This is a genomic window from Dactylosporangium sp. NPDC050588 (genome assembly GCF_040654975.1).
GTDB lineage: Bacteria > Actinomycetota > Actinomycetes > Mycobacteriales > Micromonosporaceae > Dactylosporangium > Dactylosporangium maewongense.
This window is the reverse complement of record NZ_JBFAJA010000014.1, coordinates 92,054-109,517: the sequence shown is the minus strand read 5'-3', so window position 1 is coordinate 109,517 and position 17,464 is coordinate 92,054. Positions and strand designations below refer to the sequence as shown.

Below are 17,464 nucleotides of genomic sequence, written 5' to 3'. Positions count from 1 at the left end.
CGACCGGCCCCACTCGCCACCGCGGGTGGGGCCGCGTCGTGTCAATGCTGCTTCGGTGTCGGTTCTTCCTCGGGTGTACGAGCGGCAGGCACCACATCGGTCAGCGGCCCTTCGGGCCCCTCGACGGGCGTCCTGGACTGCGCCGGCACGAACGGCACGACGGCGCCATGGCCGGCGGCCGCGGCGTCATCCTCGGGCTGGTCGGCACGCCGGGCGAGCCGCCCCGACGCGGGCGGCGCGGAGATCGGCGCGAGGGTCAGGGCCAGCCGGGGAGCCCGGCGCCCCTTGCGCCCCGGACGCCCGAACGGCAGCGCACCGCCCTGCTCGGCCGGCTCCTCGGCGGGCCGCTCGACGAGCTCGCCCGCGACCTCGGTGACCTCGACGACCTCCGCCGCTTCGGCCGCACCGCCGACAGCCACCCAGCCGCCGTCCACCTCGCCGGACGCCGCCTCGGCATCCACGTCGATCGGCTTGCGGGTGGTGATCCCGATCACGGCGCCGCGACTGTACGCCGGAAGCAACGGCACGTCGGCCTTCCCCTCCTCCGTGCGCCCGGTTCTCCGGCCCGCGGCCAGGTCGACCACCGCCCCGGTCCGCACGTCCACCCAGCCGAGGGGCGGCAGCTCCGCCCCTGCCACCTCGGAACCGCCGGACGTATTGACCAACGTCTGCGCGGGGGCGGGAGGGGCGGCATCTGCCACTTCAGGCCCGTCCGTCGCCTCAGGGCCGTCCGTCACCTCAGGCTCGTCTGCCGCCTCAGGCTCGTCTGCCGCCTCAGGCTCGTCCGCTGCATTGACCAACGTCTGTGTCGGGTGGGCGGAGCCGACGTCCGCGGCATCGGCGTCGACATCGACATCGGCGGCGGCGGACTCTGAGGAAGCTGGCTGCGCCACCTCGGCGTCCACCAGTTCGACGTCCTCGTTCGCTGCATTGACCAACGTCTGTTCGAGATCCGAGGGGGCCGGCTCTGCCCCGTCCTCGGCGACGTCGTGAGGCAGCTCGTCGCCGACCGGCTCGACATCCAGGCCCGGCTCCGAGCCCGCGTCCAGACCCGGCTCCAAATCCGCGCCCAGACCCGGCTCCGAACCCCGGCCCAGACCCGGCTCCACGTCCACGTCCAGGTTCGGGTCCAGGTTCGGGTCCAGGTCCTCGTCCAGGTCTGGCTCCTGAGCCGGTTCCGGGGCGGCGGGCGGCGGTGGGGTGGGGAGCGGCGGGGTGGGGAGCGGCGGGGTGGGGAGCGGTGGGGTGGGGAGCGGCGGGGTGAGCAGGTCCGCGTTCAGCGGCGGGGCCGACACCACCGGGGTGAGATCGGTGGCGGCCAGGGCCGACGACGTGACGAGGGGCTCCAGGCCGGCGACGAGGACGTCGGTGACCTCGCGGGCGTACTGGCCGTCGGGGTCGTAGTCCGGGTCGAAGACGGTGACCTGCACGCCCACGCAGCGCGGGTCGGAGACCAGGCCGCTGAGCAGGATCTCCAGCTCCCGGTAGGCGATCCCGCCCACGTCGGGCGCGTCGACGGCCGGCATCACCGCTGGGTCCAGGACGTCGACGTCGACGTGCACCCAGAAGCCCGCGCAGTCGCGCAGCTGGTCGCGGGCCCACTGGGCGGAGCGGGCCGCGCCGTGCGAGCGCAGCTCCGGCACCGCCCGGGCGACGATCCCCGCGGCCTGCAGATCCAGGCGGTACTCGTCGTGGGTGCGGATGCCCAGCAGGACGACGTCGACGTCGCGGAAGTACGGCCGGCGCTGCTCGATCGAGGCGAGGTTGCTCTGCCCGCGGCCGGTCGCCAGGGCGAGCGCCTCACCCGCGGCGGCGCCGACGTAGGAGGCGTTGCCCTCGTGGCGGAAGTCGGAGTGGCCGTCGACGTAGACCAGGCCGATCCGGCCGGCGAGGTCGGCCGAGTATCGCCGCATCGCCAGCCCCGCGCCGAGCAGGATCGAGCAGTCGCCGCCGAGGACGACCGGGAAGTCGCCGGAGGCGAGGATGGCGCCGATCCGGTCGGCCAGCCGGCGGACGAAGACGGCGATCTCGTCGGCCTGCGCGACGCCGTCGCCGGGCTGCCAGCCGGCCGGGTCATACCGCGAGGGGGTGATGCACCCCGCGTCGCGGGCGCCCAGCCGGGCCAGCAGGCCGCTGTCGCGCAGCGCGCCGGGAGCTTTCGCGCAGCCGGGGACCGAGGTTGCGGTCGGTGGCCGCAACCCCAGGTTGCTCGGTGCGTCGACGACGGCGATCCGGCGCATCCCGCCCCGGCTCAGAACAGCGCGCTCGCCAGCGCCCGGCGGGCTTTGGCGACCGCGGGGTCGTCGGGCCCCGCGACGGTGAACAGCGAGACGAGGTGCTTGCGCACCGTCTCGCGGTCGTCGCCGGGGGTGCGGCGGACAAGGTCGATGAGGCGCTTGTAGGCCAGGTCGGCCTGGCCGGTGAGCACCTCGATGTCGGCGGCGAGCAGCTGGGAGGGGATGTCCTCACCCGCCGCCGCCAGGACCGCCGCCGGGTCGAGCCCGGAGGTGCGGCGCAGCAGGGCGACCTGGGCCAGGCCGGACTCGGCGATCGGGTCGGCCGGCGTGTCGGCGAGGATGGCGCGGTAGGCCCCCTCGGCACCGTCGAGGTCGCCGTCCATGAGGGCGTCGTCGGCGGCGAGCAGGCGCGGGTCGTCGCCGCGCTGGACCTCGATGCCGGCGGCCTTGAGCACCGCGTCGATCCACTGGCGGAGGTGGGTCTCGGGCAGCATCTGGTTGAACGCGTCGACGGGCTGCCCGCCGACGATCGCGACGACGAACGGGATGCCCTGGATGCGGAACATCTGGGCGAGCCGCGGGTTGGCCTCGATGTCGACGCGGCCGAGCAGCCAGGTGCCATCACCTTCGGCGGCGAGCTTCTCCAGCAGCGGGGAGAACTGCTGGTGCGGCTGGCTGCCGGCGACGTAGAAGTCCAGGACGACCGGGGTCGTGACCGAACGCTGCAGGGCGGCGTCCTGGAAGTTGGCCTCGGTGACGTCGAACACGAACGCCGAGCTCGGCGCGGCGGAGGGTTGGGCAGATCGCTGCGCCGCGGCCTGATTGCTCCGGGCCAGGGCTCCGAGGTCCACCGCCCCGCGGGTGAAGATCGACTGGGTCTGCCTTGGGTCGCTCATGGAGCTAGTTTTGCACGTGCCCCAAGTGGTCCGCCGCAAGTGACCGGTCGGATCCCCCTGCCACCAGTGTGACGGCGCCGTCGATGTGCTCCACCGTGAAGAGCGTGCCGGGCGGGAAATCGCCGAGGACCTCCGGCGGCAGCTGGACGGTGCCGTCCCCGGCGACGACGGCGAAGTCCTGCCCGTCGCGGCCTTCGGCGCCGACGCGGCCGTCGCGGATGGTGACGGCGCGGCCGAGGCGGGTGCCCACGTCACCGTCGTGGGTGACGACGACGATGGTCGTGTTGCGCTCCTGGTTGACGGTCTCCAGGGCCTCGAGGACCTCGTCGCGGCCGGCGGTGTCGAGCTGGCTGGTGGGCTCGTCGACGAGCAGGAGGCCGGGCCCGGCGGCGATGCCGACGGCGAGCGCCGCGCGCTGGCGGGCGCCGGGCGCGAGCTCGTCGATGCGGGCGCGGCCGAGGCCGGGCAGGCCGACGAGGTCCAGGATGCGGTCCGGGTCGTCGAGCTTGATGCCCTCGGTGCGGGCCGCGCGGCGCTGGGCGAGCCAGATGTTGCGGTGCAGCGTCGCGTAGGGCAGCAGGTTGCGGGCGGCGCCCTGCAGCACCACGCCGATCTCGGTGCCGCGGAGGCGGGCGATCTCGCCGTCGGAGAGCTTGCCCATGTCGTACGTGCCGATGTTGACCCTGCCGGCGGAGGGCCGCATGAGCCCGGCGAGCAGCGCGATCAGCGTCGACTTGCCGGAGCCGGACGGCCCGACGAGGGCGAGGGTCTCCCCCGGCCCGATCGACAGGTCGACGCCGGCGAGTGCCACGACGTCGCCCGCCTCGGCCCGGTAGATGTGCACGACCCGCCGGCAGGCCACCGCCAACCCGTTCATGAGCAGTCCCCTTATCGCTGTCTGGTCGCGGCACGGAGCCGGGCACCGGCGAGGAGCGCCACGCCGGCGAGGATGAGCACGGCCGCCGCCCAGGCGACGGCGACCGGAAGTGGTGACGGCCAGATCGGCACCGGGAAGGTGCCGGGGTCGTCGGTGAACACCGGAAGATGTTCGCGCACCAGCAGCCAGCTTGCCAGAGCGGCGAACGGCCCGATGACCGCCGCGGTGCCGACCAGCGTCAGGTAGCCGTTGGCGGACGCGTCGCGGCGGGCGACGCCCTGCGCCCGCAGCGCCCGCAGCTCGCCTCGGCGGCGCTGCCGGTCCAGGGCGGTGACGAGCCAGAGCGCACCGCCGGCCAGGACGACGGCGAGGCCGGCGGCGAGCTCGTGGAAGCGCAGCGCGACGGCCGGCCCCTGCTCGTCGAGGGCGTCCCGCAGCGGGCCGATGCGCTGGTCCTTCATCACCTTCAGGCCCTGCGCCTGCACCCGGTCGAGGACGTCGGCCGGGGCGTTGGCGTTGAGCCAGACCTGCGGGGTGATGGTGTCGACGGGCTCGGTGGAGAGCCGCTCGGCGTAGTCGAGGTCGACGATGCCGCCGCGCGAGCCGAGGCGGGGCACCTGGACGACCTCGCCGGCGACCTGCACGGCGGTCTGGGACCCGTCGAAGGTCGCCATGTGATCGCCCATGCCCGCGGTGCGGGCCATCACGACCGGCATCGGCGACGGCACGTCCGCCGGCATGAGCCGGTAGGCGACGTCGGCGCCCTTGTAGTTGGCCACCTCCAGGCGCAGCCCGCCGTCGGCGAGGGACACCTGCGGCACGAGCAGCTTCGGGCCGGGGGTCTCCGGGACCCGCCACTCGTCGGCCTGGCTGAAGTCGGTGACGGTCTGGCCGCGCTGGGCCATGGAGTGCAGGGTGATCGTGGCGTCGAAGCCGCGATCCTCCGGCTGGTCGATGCGCAGCGCGGCGAGGCGGCACTTGTTGACGCACATCGGGAGGTTCTTGACGTACGTGTGGCGCCCCAGCTGCGGCGCGCCGAAGTCGACGGCGCCGGCGGCACCCCCGTCCAGGGGCACCACGGCCAGGATGAACCTGACCCGGAACGCGTCGGCGAGCTTGTCGACGGTGATGTCGAGGCTCACGTCCTTGTTGTCCAGGATGATGCTCTCCCGCGGGACGTCGGGGCGCAGCACGGCGGCGGCCTCGGCGGCGGTGAGGTGGGCGTCGTTCCACAGCGCGACCTTGGCGAGGCGGGTGGAGTCGACGGCGAGCACCGGCGGGACCGCCGAGTCCTCCGACTTCGGCAGCATCGCCGCCGCCATCGCGAAGTCGCCGGCCGGGTCCAGCGCCCGGACCTTCGTGAGCAGCTCGGTGCGGCTGACGGGCTCGACGGTGATCACCCGGTCGGCGCCCTGCTCGACCCTGATCCGCAGGTCACGGTTGTCGTCGGAGGCGGTCGCCGCGGTCGCCGCGAAGCAGGCCAGAGCGATCGCGACCACGAACAGGGCGAGGATGCGCTGGCTGCCGGGGCGGCGGGCCATCGCGTACGCGGCGAGGGTCGGGCCGATCCTGCCGCGGCGCAGGGCGCGCCGGCCGCTGCGCTCGGCGAGGGGCAGCACGCCGCGGGCGGCGAGCAGGCCCGCCGCGATGACGACCAGCGAGGGGCCGAACGTCGCGAAGCCGGTCAGGCCGTTGTCGCCCTCGCGCAGCTGCAGCACGGCGACGACGGCGAGCACCACCACCGCGACCTCGAAGACCGGCGCGCCCCAGCGCGACAGCCGGCTCGGCACGTTGCGCAGCAGGTCGATGGTCTTCTTGGCCAGCTCCGCCCGCTGGGCGAGCACCGCCGCGAACAGGGCGCCGACGAGGGCCATGAGCGCCCACGCGCTGGCGCCCTCGGACAACGGCACGTCGCCGCTGGCGCCCAGCAGCAGCCAGGCGGCGAGCCGGACGAGGTAGTTACCGGCGATGAAGCCGGCGGCGGCGCCGAACAGGATCGGCACGATGCTCTCGCCGGCGGCGAGCCACCAGCGGCGCGGGAAGGTGACCCCGCGCAGGGCCATCAGGCCGAGCTCGAGCCGGCGTTCGGCGGTCGCGGACGCGACGGCGACGAAGAGCACGAACCAGCACAGCAGCACGAGCGGCACCGCGGCGACCGGCACGACCTGGGCGACCAGGCCGCGGTCGCGCTCGATCCTGGTCAGCAGGTGCGGCAGGTCCGCCTTGACCGTCGGCGACCCGGACAGGCCCTGCAGCTGGGACCGGCCGCTCTCGACGGCGCCGTTGACCGCGGCGAGGCTCTCGCCGGTGATCGCGTCGTGGTCGATGACGACGTCGAGGGCCTGCCGCTCGGTCACGCGCTCGATCGACTCCAGCGAGAGCCGGCTGGCGAAGATCGGTGCGGTGACGCGCCGGGCGGACTCCCGGCTGTCGAAGTAGCCGAAGTCGGCCCAGTACTGCTCGGTCACGTCGATCGGCTCGTACGCGCCGACGACCGACATGGCCGTGGGCTTGCCGGACGGCACCCACTCCTGGCCCTCGGCGTCGAACGTGGACCAGTCGACGTCCAGCACCGTCCCGATGCCGACCTTGAGCAGGTCGAGCGTCGGCTTGCTGAGGATGATCTCGCTCGGGCTGATGAAGCAGCGACCCTCGACGATCCGCACGTGCTCGCAGGTGCCGTCGCGGTACACGAACCGGGGCGCGACCGGCTCGACGCCGGGCACGGGGCCGGTCACGTACGTGTTGGTCTCGGCGCTGAACACGGTCGAGAACCCGGGGAAGACGAAGACCTTGGGCGCGAGGTCCTCGAAGGCGCGGTCACCGGCCTTCGTCTCCCGGCGGGCCTGCACGACCAGCTCGTTGACGGGCGCGGCGGCGACCTCGCTCGCCACCACCGCCCGGTCGGCGGTGGTGATGTAGACCGGCGCGCTCACCGCGGCCGCCATGGCGAACATGGCCATCACGAACGCGGTCACCGCCTGCCCCGGCCGCGCCCTGATCATCGACAGCACAAGCCCGATCACGCCGCCACCTCCGCTTCGCTCCGGCGTCGGCCTGATCCAGACACTGCGCCCATGGTTCGCGACCCTCCGCTGCGCTCCGGCTCGGTCATGCCGCCGCCTCCGCTTCGCTGCGGCGCCGGCCTGACTCAAGCGCTGCACCCATGGTTCGCGACCCTCCGCTGCGCTCCGGCTCGCTCACGGATTGCTCCATCCGTCGGCGAAGTAGGGCAGGACGTCACCGATGTAGGTGCGGATGAGCACGACGAGCAGCAATCCGGTGAGGAGGGAGGCGCCGACGAGGATCAGGTAGCCCTCGACGGCGACGCGCTGCACGAGCCGGGCCGGTGCGCCCTGGTGGCGCAGCGCGCTGAGCTCCGCGGACCGCGGCCGGCGCTCGACCGCGGCGACGACGGTGGCCGAGCCGATCGCCAGCGCGACCCCGACGATCGCCGACAGCAGCATGAACTGCAGGGTCAGCGGCGGGCCGAAGGATGCGTAGCGGGCGGCGGTGCCGTCGATCGTCTCCTCGCCCTGCACGATCAGCCCCTGCGCCTCGAGCCGCTTCACGACGTCGCGCGGCGCGTCGGGGGCGAGCCAGACCTGCATCGACTCGCCGGCGCCGAAGTCGGCACCGAGCCGGTCGGCGTATTCGAGGTCGACGAGCACGCCCTGGTCGCCGATGCGCGGCAGCCGGGTCGCGGAGCCGGCGATCCGCTCGGAGATGGACGCCGAGCCGTACGTGACCCGCTGGTCGCCGGCGATGCGCTGCTGGAGCCGCTTGGCCCGGATGGAGGCGATCGGCGCCGGCGTGTCGATCGGGTAGACGCCGGGGTCGGTCGCCGGACCGGGCCTGATCGGTGCCACCCGCAGCAGCAGGCCGGCGGTGGCCGGCGCGACGATCAGGTTGGGCGGCGCCGGCGAGACGGACAGGCGCCATCGGGTCCGGTCACTCAGGGTCTCCTTGCCGAGCACGGGCGACCCGGCCGACAGGCCGCGGACGGTGACCTCGATGCCGGGGCGGGCGGCGAAGAACACCTTCTGGTCGAGGGTGCTCTGGGTGATCGCCAGCGAGCTCAGCCGGCAGCCCGGCGCCTTGGCGCAGGCGGGCACCTGGGCCTTCAGCGTCGCGGGGCCCGCCACGAGCGGGCCGACCCTGGCGACCAGCCGGGCGCCGTCCGGGTCGGCGAGCACGGCCTCGAAGAAGAGCGTCCGGCCCCGCTCGGGGGCGGTCATGGCAACGTCCAGGTCGAACGTCAGCTCCCCGCCGGTGACCATGACGGGGTCGGGCGCCTGCGGGTGCAGGGTGGCCGCGGCCTGCTCGGCGGTCATCCCGTATTCGGGGCGCCAGGCCGCCACGGCCGGCAGCCGCGGGCTGTCCACGAGCAGGACCCGGTCCTGGGCCGAGCGCAGCGACTGCACGACCGCCATCGCCTGCTTGCCCGACGGGTCGGCGGCGCGGACCGCGTGGAGCAGGGCGAGCCGGTTCTCGGCGCGGACGATGAGCACGCGGTCGGCGCCGACCTCCAGCTCGGCCCGGTCGCGCCCGGCATCGACGCCCGCGCTCCAGGTGATGTACGAGGTGCCGAGCAGCGCGACCGTGACGATCATGAGCGCGGCGAGCCGGTGGACGCCGGGCCGGCGCGCCAGGTAGATGGCGGTGAGCGCGCGGGCCGGGCGGCCGTGCCGCAGCGCGCCCTCGACCATCCGGCCGGCGATCGCCGTGATCGCGCGGGACGCGACCAGGGCGCAGGCGAGGGCGGCGAGGCCGGGCGCCAGCAACGCGAGCCCCGCGGCGTCCCCGGAGGCGCGGTGCTTCACCTGGTACACGGCGATCCCGGCGACGATGACCAGCACCAGGTCGAACAGGTCCCGCCAGGCGCGGGCCCGGCCCGGGGCCTGGCGCAGCAGCTCGGCGACGGTCGAGCCGAGCGCGCGGCGCTCCGCGAGCAGCGCGGCCAGCAGCGCGCCGAGGACGGCGACGACCACCGCGCCGACGGACAGCGAAGCGGCCTGCGAGACGACCGCGGGCTCCTGGATCGCGCCGGTGACGGCGGTGGCCACCAGATACCCCAGCGGCAGCCCGATCAGCGCCCCGGCGATCATCGGCACCGCGCTCTGCCCGCCGACGAGGGCCCAGGTGCGGCCGCGGGTGGCGCCGCGCAGCTTGACCAGGCCGACGTCGGGGCGGCGCTCCTCGCCGGTGTACTTGACCGCCAGGTACAGGGCGAACCAGCAGAGCAGGAGCAGCTGGAACGCGCCGACGGGGACGCCGAGGCTGAGCAGCTGCCGGTCCCGCTCGACCCGGTCGGCCGTGACGGTGAGGCTGGTGTACATGCTGAGCCGGTTGTTGGCCGCCTTGACCGTCGCCGCGGCGAGGAACGCGCGGACCTCCGACGGGGTGTTCTCGACGAAGAGCTTCGGCTCGGCGACCATGTCGACGATGAACCGCACCTTGTCCGGTTGCAGCTTGTCGAGCACGGCCGGGCCGGCGAGGACCGCGTCGTCGACCGGCTCCGTGATCTCCGGCGGCGCGCCGGCGGGCAGGTCGACCGCGATCAGCTGGGCGTTGCTGCTCCAGAACGGGTCGGCCGGGTCGACCGGCCGGTAGATCCCGGTGACGGTGAACTGCTGCGCGCCGAGGACGCTGGTCGCCTCGTAGCTGACCTGGTCGCCGGGCTTGACGCCCAGCCAGTGGGCGGTGCGGTAGCTGAGCATCACCTCGCCCGCGCCGGTGGCGCACCGGCCGTCGATGGTGGCCTGATCGCACGCGCCGGTGCGCAGCATCAGCGGCGAGTCGGTCTCGCGCTTCACACCGAGGGCGCTGCCGCCGTCCTGGGGCGCGGCGGAGATCAGCGAACCCGTCAGGTAGGCGCCGGTGTAGGTGGTGAACCCGCCCAGCTCCACGACCGACTGCGTCAGCTGCGCGTTGGCCTCCAGGTGCGCCGCGACGGAGCCGCCCTCGATCTTCCCCTCACCGACGGTTTCGAGGGACCGCTCGGTGATCGGCGCCGACTCGACGTGACGGGTCGCGATGCGCTCCGTGGACGCGAGGACATACCAGGGTGCGGCCGCCGCGGCGGCCGCGGCGAGCGTGCTCAGCAGGAGCAGCGTCAGCGCCTGTGTCCGCCTGGCCCGCAACGCTGCGAGCACGAGTGCCAGCAAGGCCCCTCCCCCGTCGGTCAAGGTCGTTCGTAAGAAGACCAACCGGGAGAGGGACCGGTTGCATTGCGATTAGGTAACTGCCAGCTCAGAACCGTGCGGGCTCGCGGTAGATGCCCCATTCGTCCTTGAGCGCCCCGCAGATCTCGCCGAGGGTCGCCTCGGCACGGCACGCGTCCAGCATCGCCGGGATCATGTTCCCGCCGGTGCGTGCCACCGCCACCATCTCCTGGATCCGCCGCTCCACGAGGGCGTTGTCGCGCTCGGCCCGGCGGGCGCCGAGGAGCTTGTTCTGCTCGGTCTCGACCTCGTGCGAGACCCGCAGGATGTCCAGGTCCCGGGTCAGCGAGCCGGTGTGCACGTTGACGCCGACGACCCGCTTGTCGCCCTTCTCGAGGGCCTGCTGGTAGACGAAGGCGCTGTCGGCGATCTCCGACATGAACCAGCCGTCCTCGATGCCGCGCAGGATGCCGGCGGTGATGGTGCCGTCGCCGCCCATGTCGCGGATGCGCTGGAAGATCGCCTCCGCCTCGGCCTCGATGCGGTCGGTCAGCGCCTCGACATACCAGGAGCCGCCGAGCGGGTCGGCGACGTTGGTGATGCCGGTCTCCTCCATCAGCACCTGCTGGGTGCGCAGGGCGATCTCGGCGGCCTCGTCGGTGGGCAGCGCCAGGGTCTCGTCCAGCGCGTTGGTGTGCAGCGACTGGGTGCCGCCGAGAACCGCGCTGAGCGCCTCGACCGCCGTGCGCACGACGTTGTTGTACGGCTGCTGGGCGGTCAGCGAGACGCCGGCGGTCTGCGTGTGGAACTTGAGCCACAGGGCCTTCTCGCTGGTGGCGCCATACACGTCGCGCAGCCACCGGGCCCAGATCCGCCGGGCGGCGCGGAACTTCGCGATCTCCTCGAAGAAGTCGATGTGCGCGTCGAAGAAGAAGCTCAGCCCGGGCGCGAACCTGTTGACGTCCAGGCCCCGGGACTGGCCGAGCTCCACGTACCCGAAGCCGTCGGCGAGGGTGTACGCCAGCTCCTGCGCGGCCGTCGAGCCGGCCTCACGGATGTGGTAGCCGGAGACGGACAGCGGCTTGTAGCGCGGGATCTCCTTGCCGCAGAACTCCATCAGGTCGCCGATGAGGCGCAGGTGCGGCTCGGGCGGGAAGAGCCACTCCTTCTGCGCGATGTACTCCTTGAAGATGTCGGTCTGCAGGGTGCCGTCGAGCCCGCCGAGGTCGGCGCCCTGCCGCTCGGCCGCCACCAGGTACATGCAGAAGACGGGCACCGCCGGCCCGGAGATGGTCATGCTGGTGGTGACGTCGGCGAGGGGGATGCCGTCGAAGAGCACGTCCATGTCGGCGGCGGAGTCGATCGCGACCCCGCAGTGGCCGACCTCGCCGAGCGACTGCGGGTCGTCGGAGTCGCGCCCCATCAGCGTCGGCATGTCGAAGGCGACGGAGAGCCCGCCGCCGCCCGCGCCGAGCAGCATCTTGTAGCGGGCGTTGGTCTGCTGCGCGTTGCCGAAGCCGGAGAACTGCCGGATGGTCCACGTGCGGCCGCGATACCCCGTGGGGTGCAGCCCGCGCGTGTACGGATACTCACCGGGCCAGCCGATGCGCTCGAAGCCGGGGACGTCGGCACCCTCCGGCGGCCCGTAGACCGGGTCGACCCGGGTCCCGGACAGGGTGGTGAAGTCGGCGTCGCGCTTGCGGGCCTCGTCGTAACGGCGCTGCCAGCGGGCGCGGCCATCGGCGATGTCGTGGGCGTCCATGGGGTGTCGGCGCTCCTCGAGAAACTCGGCGTGATCGGGTTGTCCGTCTCACCGTCGATGGTATGCGCTCCCTGAACGATCGCTAAGGAGGGTGGGACAACTCCCACCCTCCGTTCACGACGACGTTACGCGGCGGAGGCGGCGGCCGACTCCGGAAGCGTGTCGCTCACGTGGACGTCGTCCACGACGATGTCGACGGAGGTGACCTCGAGCCCGAGCAGGTTCTCGATCGCGCCGATGACGTTGGCGCGGACCTTCTCGGCGACGGAGTAGAGCACGAAGCCGTACTCGATCACGAGCGTGACCCGCACGGCGGCGCTGCGGCCCTCCAGGCGGACGTGCACGCCACGGTTGCCGTTCTCCCGCTCCTCGCCGTCGCCGAGGCCAATGCGGTCGCGGACCGAGGCGAACACCCGGGCGACGTCGCCGCCGAGGTCGTACACGCCGGGGACCTCACGGGTGGCGATGCCGGCGATCTTCTCGACCACCTCGTCGGCGATGGTCGTGGTGCCCCGCTCGGCGGCGAGCTCGGCGGAGTTGCGCAGCCGGTCGACGACCTGCGAGGCGATCCGCCCCGACGCGGCGGCGGTCGTGGTGGCGAGCTCACCGACCCGGTCGGCGGTGGTGGCGGCGAACTCGCCGACCCGGTCGGCGGCGTCGGACGCGAAGGCGCTGACCCGCTCGCCGGTGGAGGCGGCGGTGCCCGCGACAGAGCCCGGAGCCGCCGGCTCGATGGAGAGCGCGTCGCCGGTCATGTCGGGATCGTCCACGTCGTTGCGCTGCGCGGGGATGCCCGCGGTCACCTCGGTCATTGCTGCTCCTCCCCTGGGTCCGTCGGCCGAGCGCGAGCGTACTCGCGCCCGGCGAACGCGGACAGGGCCTAGCGGACCAGCTGGGCGACTCCGTCGGACAGGTGGAGCTCGCGGTCGCAGGCGGCCGCGGCCTCCGGGTCGTGGGTGGCGAAGACGACCGCCGCGCCGCGGCGGGCCTCCTCCTGCAGGAGCTCCATGACCTTCTGCCGGTTGGTGGAGTCCAGCTCGCTGGTCACCTCGTCGGCGAGCACCACGGCGCCGTGCAGGGCCAGGCCCCGGGCGATCGCGGTGCGCTGCTGCTGGCCGCCGGAGAGCTCCTCGACCAGCTGGTCGGCCTGGCTGCCGAGGCCCAGGCGCTCCAGCGACGCCACGGTCGCCCGCCGGGCGTCGGCCGGTGCCGCACCGCCGGCGATCATCGCCACCTGGATGTTCTCCTGCGCGGTGAGGATCGCGGCGAGGCCGTTGTCCTGCGGGATCAGCACGACCTTCTCGGACACGGCGTGGTCGCGGTCGCGCAGCGGCGTGCTGTCGACGGCCACCGTCCCGGCCGCCGGCTTCAGCAGCCCGGCCATCGCCCACAGCAGCGTCGTCTTGCCGGCCCCGGACGGCCCGGTCACGGCCAGGATCTGCCCCGGTGAGACGACCACGGACACGTCGCGCAGCACGGGGTGGTCGCGCTCGTACGCGACCGTGACACCGTCGACCGTCAACGTCTTCACTGCATGTCCTCCAACAACGTGTGAGACCGGGCGGGCACCAGCAGCACCGTGCCGTCGGGCTGCGGCTCCACCCCGACCAGGGTGCCGGGCGGCAGCATGCGCAGCACCTCCTGCGGCAGGTGCACCGTACCGTCGCGACCGACCACCGCGTAGTCCTCTCCGCGACGTCCCTCGGCGCCGACCCGCCCGTCGCGGATCGTGACGGTGCGGCCCATCCGCAGGCCGACGTCCGGGTCGTGCGTCACGACGACGACGGTCGTGCCGGCCCGGCGGACCGCGTCCAGGGCGAGGAGCACCTCGTCGCGGGCGTGGGTGTCGAGCTGGCTGGTCGGCTCGTCGGCGAGCAGCAGTCCCGGCCGGGCGGCCAGCCCGACGGCGAGCGCCAACCGTTGACGCTCACCAGGAGAGAGTCGCTGCGGCAGCTGCCGGTTGCGTCCCCGCCCGCTGAGGCCGACCATCGCGAGCACCTCGCGGGGATCGGCCAGCTGCCGGGAGCTGCCGGAAAGGCGTGACACCCGGCGCCGGTCACCGGGGACGCCGCGCTGGGCGAAGCGCACGTTCTGCTCCGCGGTCAGGTACGGCAGCAGGTTGCGCGACGCGCCCTGCAGCACGACGCCGACGTCGGTGGCCCGCAGCTGCTGCAGCTCGGCGGGCGTGGCACGGGCGAGGTCGTGCTCGCCGACGCTGACCCGGCCCGCCGACGGTGGCAGGAGCCCGGCGAGCAGCGACAGCAGGGTCGACTTGCCCGACCCGGACGGCCCGAGCAGCGCGACCGACTCCCCGGCGGAGATGTCGAGGTCGACCCCCGACAACGCCACGACGTCGTAGCCCTCGAGGCGGTAGATGTAGACCAGCCCCCGGCAGGTCACAGAGAGCCCGCTCATGCCGTCGCCTCCGCTACGCTCCGGCGCCGGCCTGACCCAAGCACTGCACCCATGGTTCGCAGCCCTCCGCTCCGCTCCGGCCCGCTCACGCCGCACCGTCCCGGAGGCGTTCGGGCGTGGCGCGACCCATCAGCCGCAGCGCCATCAGTACAGCGGCCGCCAACGCCGACACGATGGCGGCGACGGCAACCGGCAGGGCCCCCATGCCGAGCTCCCACGTGATCGGCGACGCGACCCCGACGGTCACGAGCGGGATCCCGGGCAGCATCACCATCGCGCCGAGCAGTCCGGCGCCGAGACCGACGACGAGCGGGACGCCGAGCAGCGCCCGGTACTCCCGGAACACCGCCCTGCGCAGCTGCCCCGACCGCACCCCGGCGACCCGCAGCGCGGCGAGCTCGTAGAGGCGGGCGCGGACCCCGACGTAGGCGGTCAGCAGCACCACGCCGATCGCGAGGAGGATCGCGACCCCGCCGGCCAGCAGGTAGAGCCACAGCCCGAGCGCCGGCGCGCGACGGGCGAGCTGCTCCAGCTGCCCGTCGATCGTCTCCGTCCGCAGCACCTGCACCCCGGCGGACGCGAGCCGCCGGTCGAGGTCCGCGGGCGCGGCCGAGGAGGCCCACACCTCGTAGCGCAGGGTCGCGTTGTCGGCGAGGCTCGCGCCGCGCTCGGCCATCCGCGTCGCGTAGTCGAGGTCGAACAGCACCCCGCGCCGGCCGGCCCTGGGCAGGCTGCCGGCGTGCGCCGCGACCGTGAACGGCTGCGGCTGGTCGGAGAAGCCGGGCAGCTTGAACGTCGCCGCCGCCGCGTCGTCGGTGGGCGCACCACCGGCGAGGACGGCGGGCAGCGCCTCCGGGGTGTCGAAGTGCTCGACGACGGCGTCGGAGGGGTCGCTGCCGGAGACGTCGACGCCGAGCGCCACGCCCGTCCGGACGACGACCTGTGCGGCGCCCGGCCGGGGCCGCCAGCGCCCGGGGAGGTCGAAGCTGGGCGCGAGGGGGGCGCCGTCGCTGCTCAGGCCGCGGACGGCGACGCTGACGGCGAAGGGCTCGCTGCCGCCGGCCGCGCGGCCGATCGCGAGGCCGACGAGCCGGCAGCCGCTCCCGCAGCCGGGGAGGCTCGCATGATACGAACGGGTCCCCTTCGCCAGCCCGCCGAGCCCGATGGTGCGGGGCGGCTGGCCGGGCGCGGCGACGACCGCGGCGACCCGCAGCGCCGGCTTGGCCGGCAGCGTGTCGACGGAGATCTCCGCGGTGACGTCCTTGCCGAGCCGCAGCGGCGCGGCGACGTCCGGGTGCAGGCGTGCGGCGATGTCGCTGACGTCGGCGCGGGAGTGCCCGCGCCACACCGCGACCTCCGCCAGCCGGCCGGACTGCACCCCGAGCAGCTCGACGGGGGCGTTGTCGAAGCGCTGGCTGGCCCGCACGACGGCCATCGAGTGCCCGCCCGGGTCGGCCTTGTCGACCGCGGCCTCCAGGGCCGACGGGTGGTCGGCGGCGACGGTGAGGACCCGCTGCGCGCCGACGGTGTCGTCGGCGGTGTCGCGGCGGGCCCGCCCGGCCGCGTCCCACGCGGTCGCGGCGAAGGTCAGCAGCGCCACCGCGACCGTCACCACGACCACGAGCCGCCGGCCGCCGGGGCGACGGGACAGCTGCGCGGCCGACAGCAGCGGCACGATCCGGCCGCGGCGGCGGGCGATCCGCAGCCGCGCCTGCGACCACAGGCCGAGCAGCCGGGCCGCGGCGACGCCGACGACGACCGCGAGCAGCGGCGGCGCGAGCAGCGCCAGGGGCGAGCCGCGGTCGTTGGCGGCGGCGGCGAGGCTGGCCGCGGCGAGGGCGACGACGACGCCGTCCGCGACGCCGGCCCGCCGGCCGCCCCGCTCCGGCACGCGCCGCAGCAGGCCGAGGACCGGCCGGGCGAGGGTCTGCCGGCCGGCGAGCACCGCGGCGGCGATCCCGGCGGCCAGGGCGAGAGCGGCGCCGGCGAACACCGGCCAGCGCACCTCCACCCCGACCCCCTCGGCCAGCATCGCCCCGGCGGCGACCTGCACGAGCAGCAGCCCGGCGGCGATCCCGGCGGGGACCGCGGCGACGATCAGCAGCAGCACCTCGCCGAGGCCGAACCCGGTGGCCCGTCCGGACGGGTAGCCGCGCAGCTTCGCCAGGGCGATCTCCGGCGCGCGCTCCTCGGTCAGCGAGGCGACGAGCAGGAACAGCACGAACCAGCACAGCAGCAGCAGCGGCACCGCGATGACCGGCGCCGTCCGTCCGATACTGGCCTGGTCGGCGTCGATGTCGCGCAGGACCGCCGGGAGGGTGGTGGTCAGCTCCAGCTCCTCCCCGCGCAGCCGGTCACCCAGGGTCTGGATGCCGTCGCGGAGCCCGGCGACGTCGTCGAGCCTGACCCGGTCCGCGCGCAGCGGGTACTCCAGGCGGGTCACGAGCGTCGCGGTGCGCTCCAGCCGCAGGTCGTCCTCGGTCATCGAGAACAGGGCGTCGGCCGTGCTGTCGCTGGCGCTGAAGTAGGAGGTGCGGCCCCAGTACGCGGCGTCGGCGTCGGTCGGGGTGTAGAGGCCGCTGATCGTGAACGTCTTGTCGTGCCCGCCGGTCGCCGGCCCGAGGTGGACAGTGAGGTGGTCCCCGGTCTTCAGGTCCCGGGCGGCGGCGGTGCGCTTGCTGACCACGATCTGGCCCGGGTCGTCCGGGCAGGAGCCGTCGATCGTCAGGTGGTAGCAGGCGTTGTCGCGGTACGCGAGTTTGGCGTTGGTGTCGCCGAACGAGATCTCGGTGTCGATGGCCGCGACCGGCAGGTCGAGCCGGTCGGCGAGCAGTTGGTCCTTGGCGAGCGCGGTGTTCATGGCCAGCCGGATCTCGGCGAGGTCCTTGAACGCGGCGCTGTCTGCGGTGCCCTTTGCCCCGGCGGTCAGCCCGGTCGCGTCGGTGGACGCGGCGGACAGGCCGTCGGTGAGCACGGACTGCTGCGCGGCACGGCTGTACGCGGGTGCGAGCACGGCCGCCGTGGTCGCCGTCACGGCGAGGAGGAAGACCACGAACGACCGGCCGGCCCGGTACCTGATGCCACGCAGCATGACGGTCCAGGCCGTCAAGATG

The 17,464-nt window shown here is 74.1% G+C and carries 10 protein-coding genes; all 10 read right to left on the bottom strand.

Going from position 1 to position 17,464, the window contains the following annotated elements:
* Window positions 1-41 precede the first annotated feature (41 nt).
* The gene (locus AB0I21_RS11965) at window positions 42-2,240 is read right to left on the bottom strand and encodes an arginase family protein (protein ID WP_360560443.1); all 2,199 of its coding nucleotides are present in this window, start codon (window positions 2,238-2,240) and stop codon (window positions 42-44) included.
* Between the two features lie 11 nt (window positions 2,241-2,251).
* Window positions 2,252-3,133: a tetratricopeptide repeat protein gene (locus tag AB0I21_RS11960; RefSeq protein ID WP_354888928.1), complete on the bottom strand. Its 882-nt coding sequence runs from the start codon at window positions 3,131-3,133 to the stop codon at window positions 2,252-2,254.
* 4 nt (window positions 3,134-3,137) lie between these two features.
* Window positions 3,138-4,010, bottom strand: coding sequence for an ATP-binding cassette domain-containing protein (locus AB0I21_RS11955; protein WP_052387520.1), 873 nt, complete (start codon window positions 4,008-4,010; stop codon window positions 3,138-3,140).
* A gap of 11 nt (window positions 4,011-4,021) precedes the next feature.
* Window positions 4,022-7,036 (bottom strand): FtsX-like permease family protein, encoded by a 3,015-nt coding sequence (locus tag AB0I21_RS11950; RefSeq protein ID WP_360560440.1) that lies wholly within the window; start codon window positions 7,034-7,036, stop codon window positions 4,022-4,024.
* A 174-nt stretch (window positions 7,037-7,210) separates the two neighbouring features.
* A complete protein-coding gene (locus AB0I21_RS11945; protein ID WP_360560439.1) occupies window positions 7,211-10,177 on the bottom strand; it encodes an FtsX-like permease family protein in 2,967 nt (988 codons plus the stop codon).
* Window positions 10,178-10,262: 85 nt separating this feature from the next.
* Window positions 10,263-11,936: a methylmalonyl-CoA mutase family protein gene (locus tag AB0I21_RS11940; protein WP_360560438.1), complete on the bottom strand. Its 1,674-nt coding sequence runs from the start codon at window positions 11,934-11,936 to the stop codon at window positions 10,263-10,265.
* A 125-nt stretch (window positions 11,937-12,061) separates the two neighbouring features.
* Window positions 12,062-12,748, bottom strand: a complete 687-nt coding sequence (locus tag AB0I21_RS11935) for an Asp23/Gls24 family envelope stress response protein (RefSeq protein ID WP_360560436.1) — start codon at window positions 12,746-12,748, stop codon at window positions 12,062-12,064.
* Window positions 12,749-12,816: 68 nt separating this feature from the next.
* Window positions 12,817-13,467 carry an ATP-binding cassette domain-containing protein gene (locus AB0I21_RS11930; RefSeq protein ID WP_360560435.1) on the bottom strand — a complete coding sequence of 217 codons (651 nt, stop codon included), beginning with the start codon at window positions 13,465-13,467 and terminating at the stop codon, window positions 12,817-12,819.
* A complete protein-coding gene (locus AB0I21_RS11925) occupies window positions 13,464-14,351 on the bottom strand; it encodes an ATP-binding cassette domain-containing protein (RefSeq protein WP_360560433.1) in 888 nt (295 codons plus the stop codon). Before AB0I21_RS11925 ends, AB0I21_RS11930 begins: the two co-directional genes overlap by 4 nt.
* A gap of 85 nt (window positions 14,352-14,436) precedes the next feature.
* Window positions 14,437-17,460, bottom strand: coding sequence for an FtsX-like permease family protein (locus tag AB0I21_RS11920; RefSeq protein WP_360560431.1), 3,024 nt, complete (start codon window positions 17,458-17,460; stop codon window positions 14,437-14,439).
* Window positions 17,461-17,464: the final 4 nt, after the last annotated feature.

Coding starts and splice junctions, on each gene's coding strand:
- AB0I21_RS11965 (WP_360560443.1), bottom strand. CDS start 2,240: ATGCGCCGGATCGCCGTCGTCGACGCACCGAGCAACCTGGGGTTGCGG.
- AB0I21_RS11960 (WP_354888928.1), bottom strand. CDS start 3,133: ATGAGCGACCCAAGGCAGACCCAGTCGATCTTCACCCGCGGGGCGGTG.
- AB0I21_RS11955 (WP_052387520.1), bottom strand. CDS start 4,010: ATGAACGGGTTGGCGGTGGCCTGCCGGCGGGTCGTGCACATCTACCGG.
- AB0I21_RS11940 (WP_360560438.1), bottom strand. CDS start 11,936: ATGGACGCCCACGACATCGCCGATGGCCGCGCCCGCTGGCAGCGCCGT.
- AB0I21_RS11935 (WP_360560436.1), bottom strand. CDS start 12,748: ATGACCGAGGTGACCGCGGGCATCCCCGCGCAGCGCAACGACGTGGAC.
- AB0I21_RS11925 (WP_360560433.1), bottom strand. CDS start 14,351: ATGAGCGGGCTCTCTGTGACCTGCCGGGGGCTGGTCTACATCTACCGC.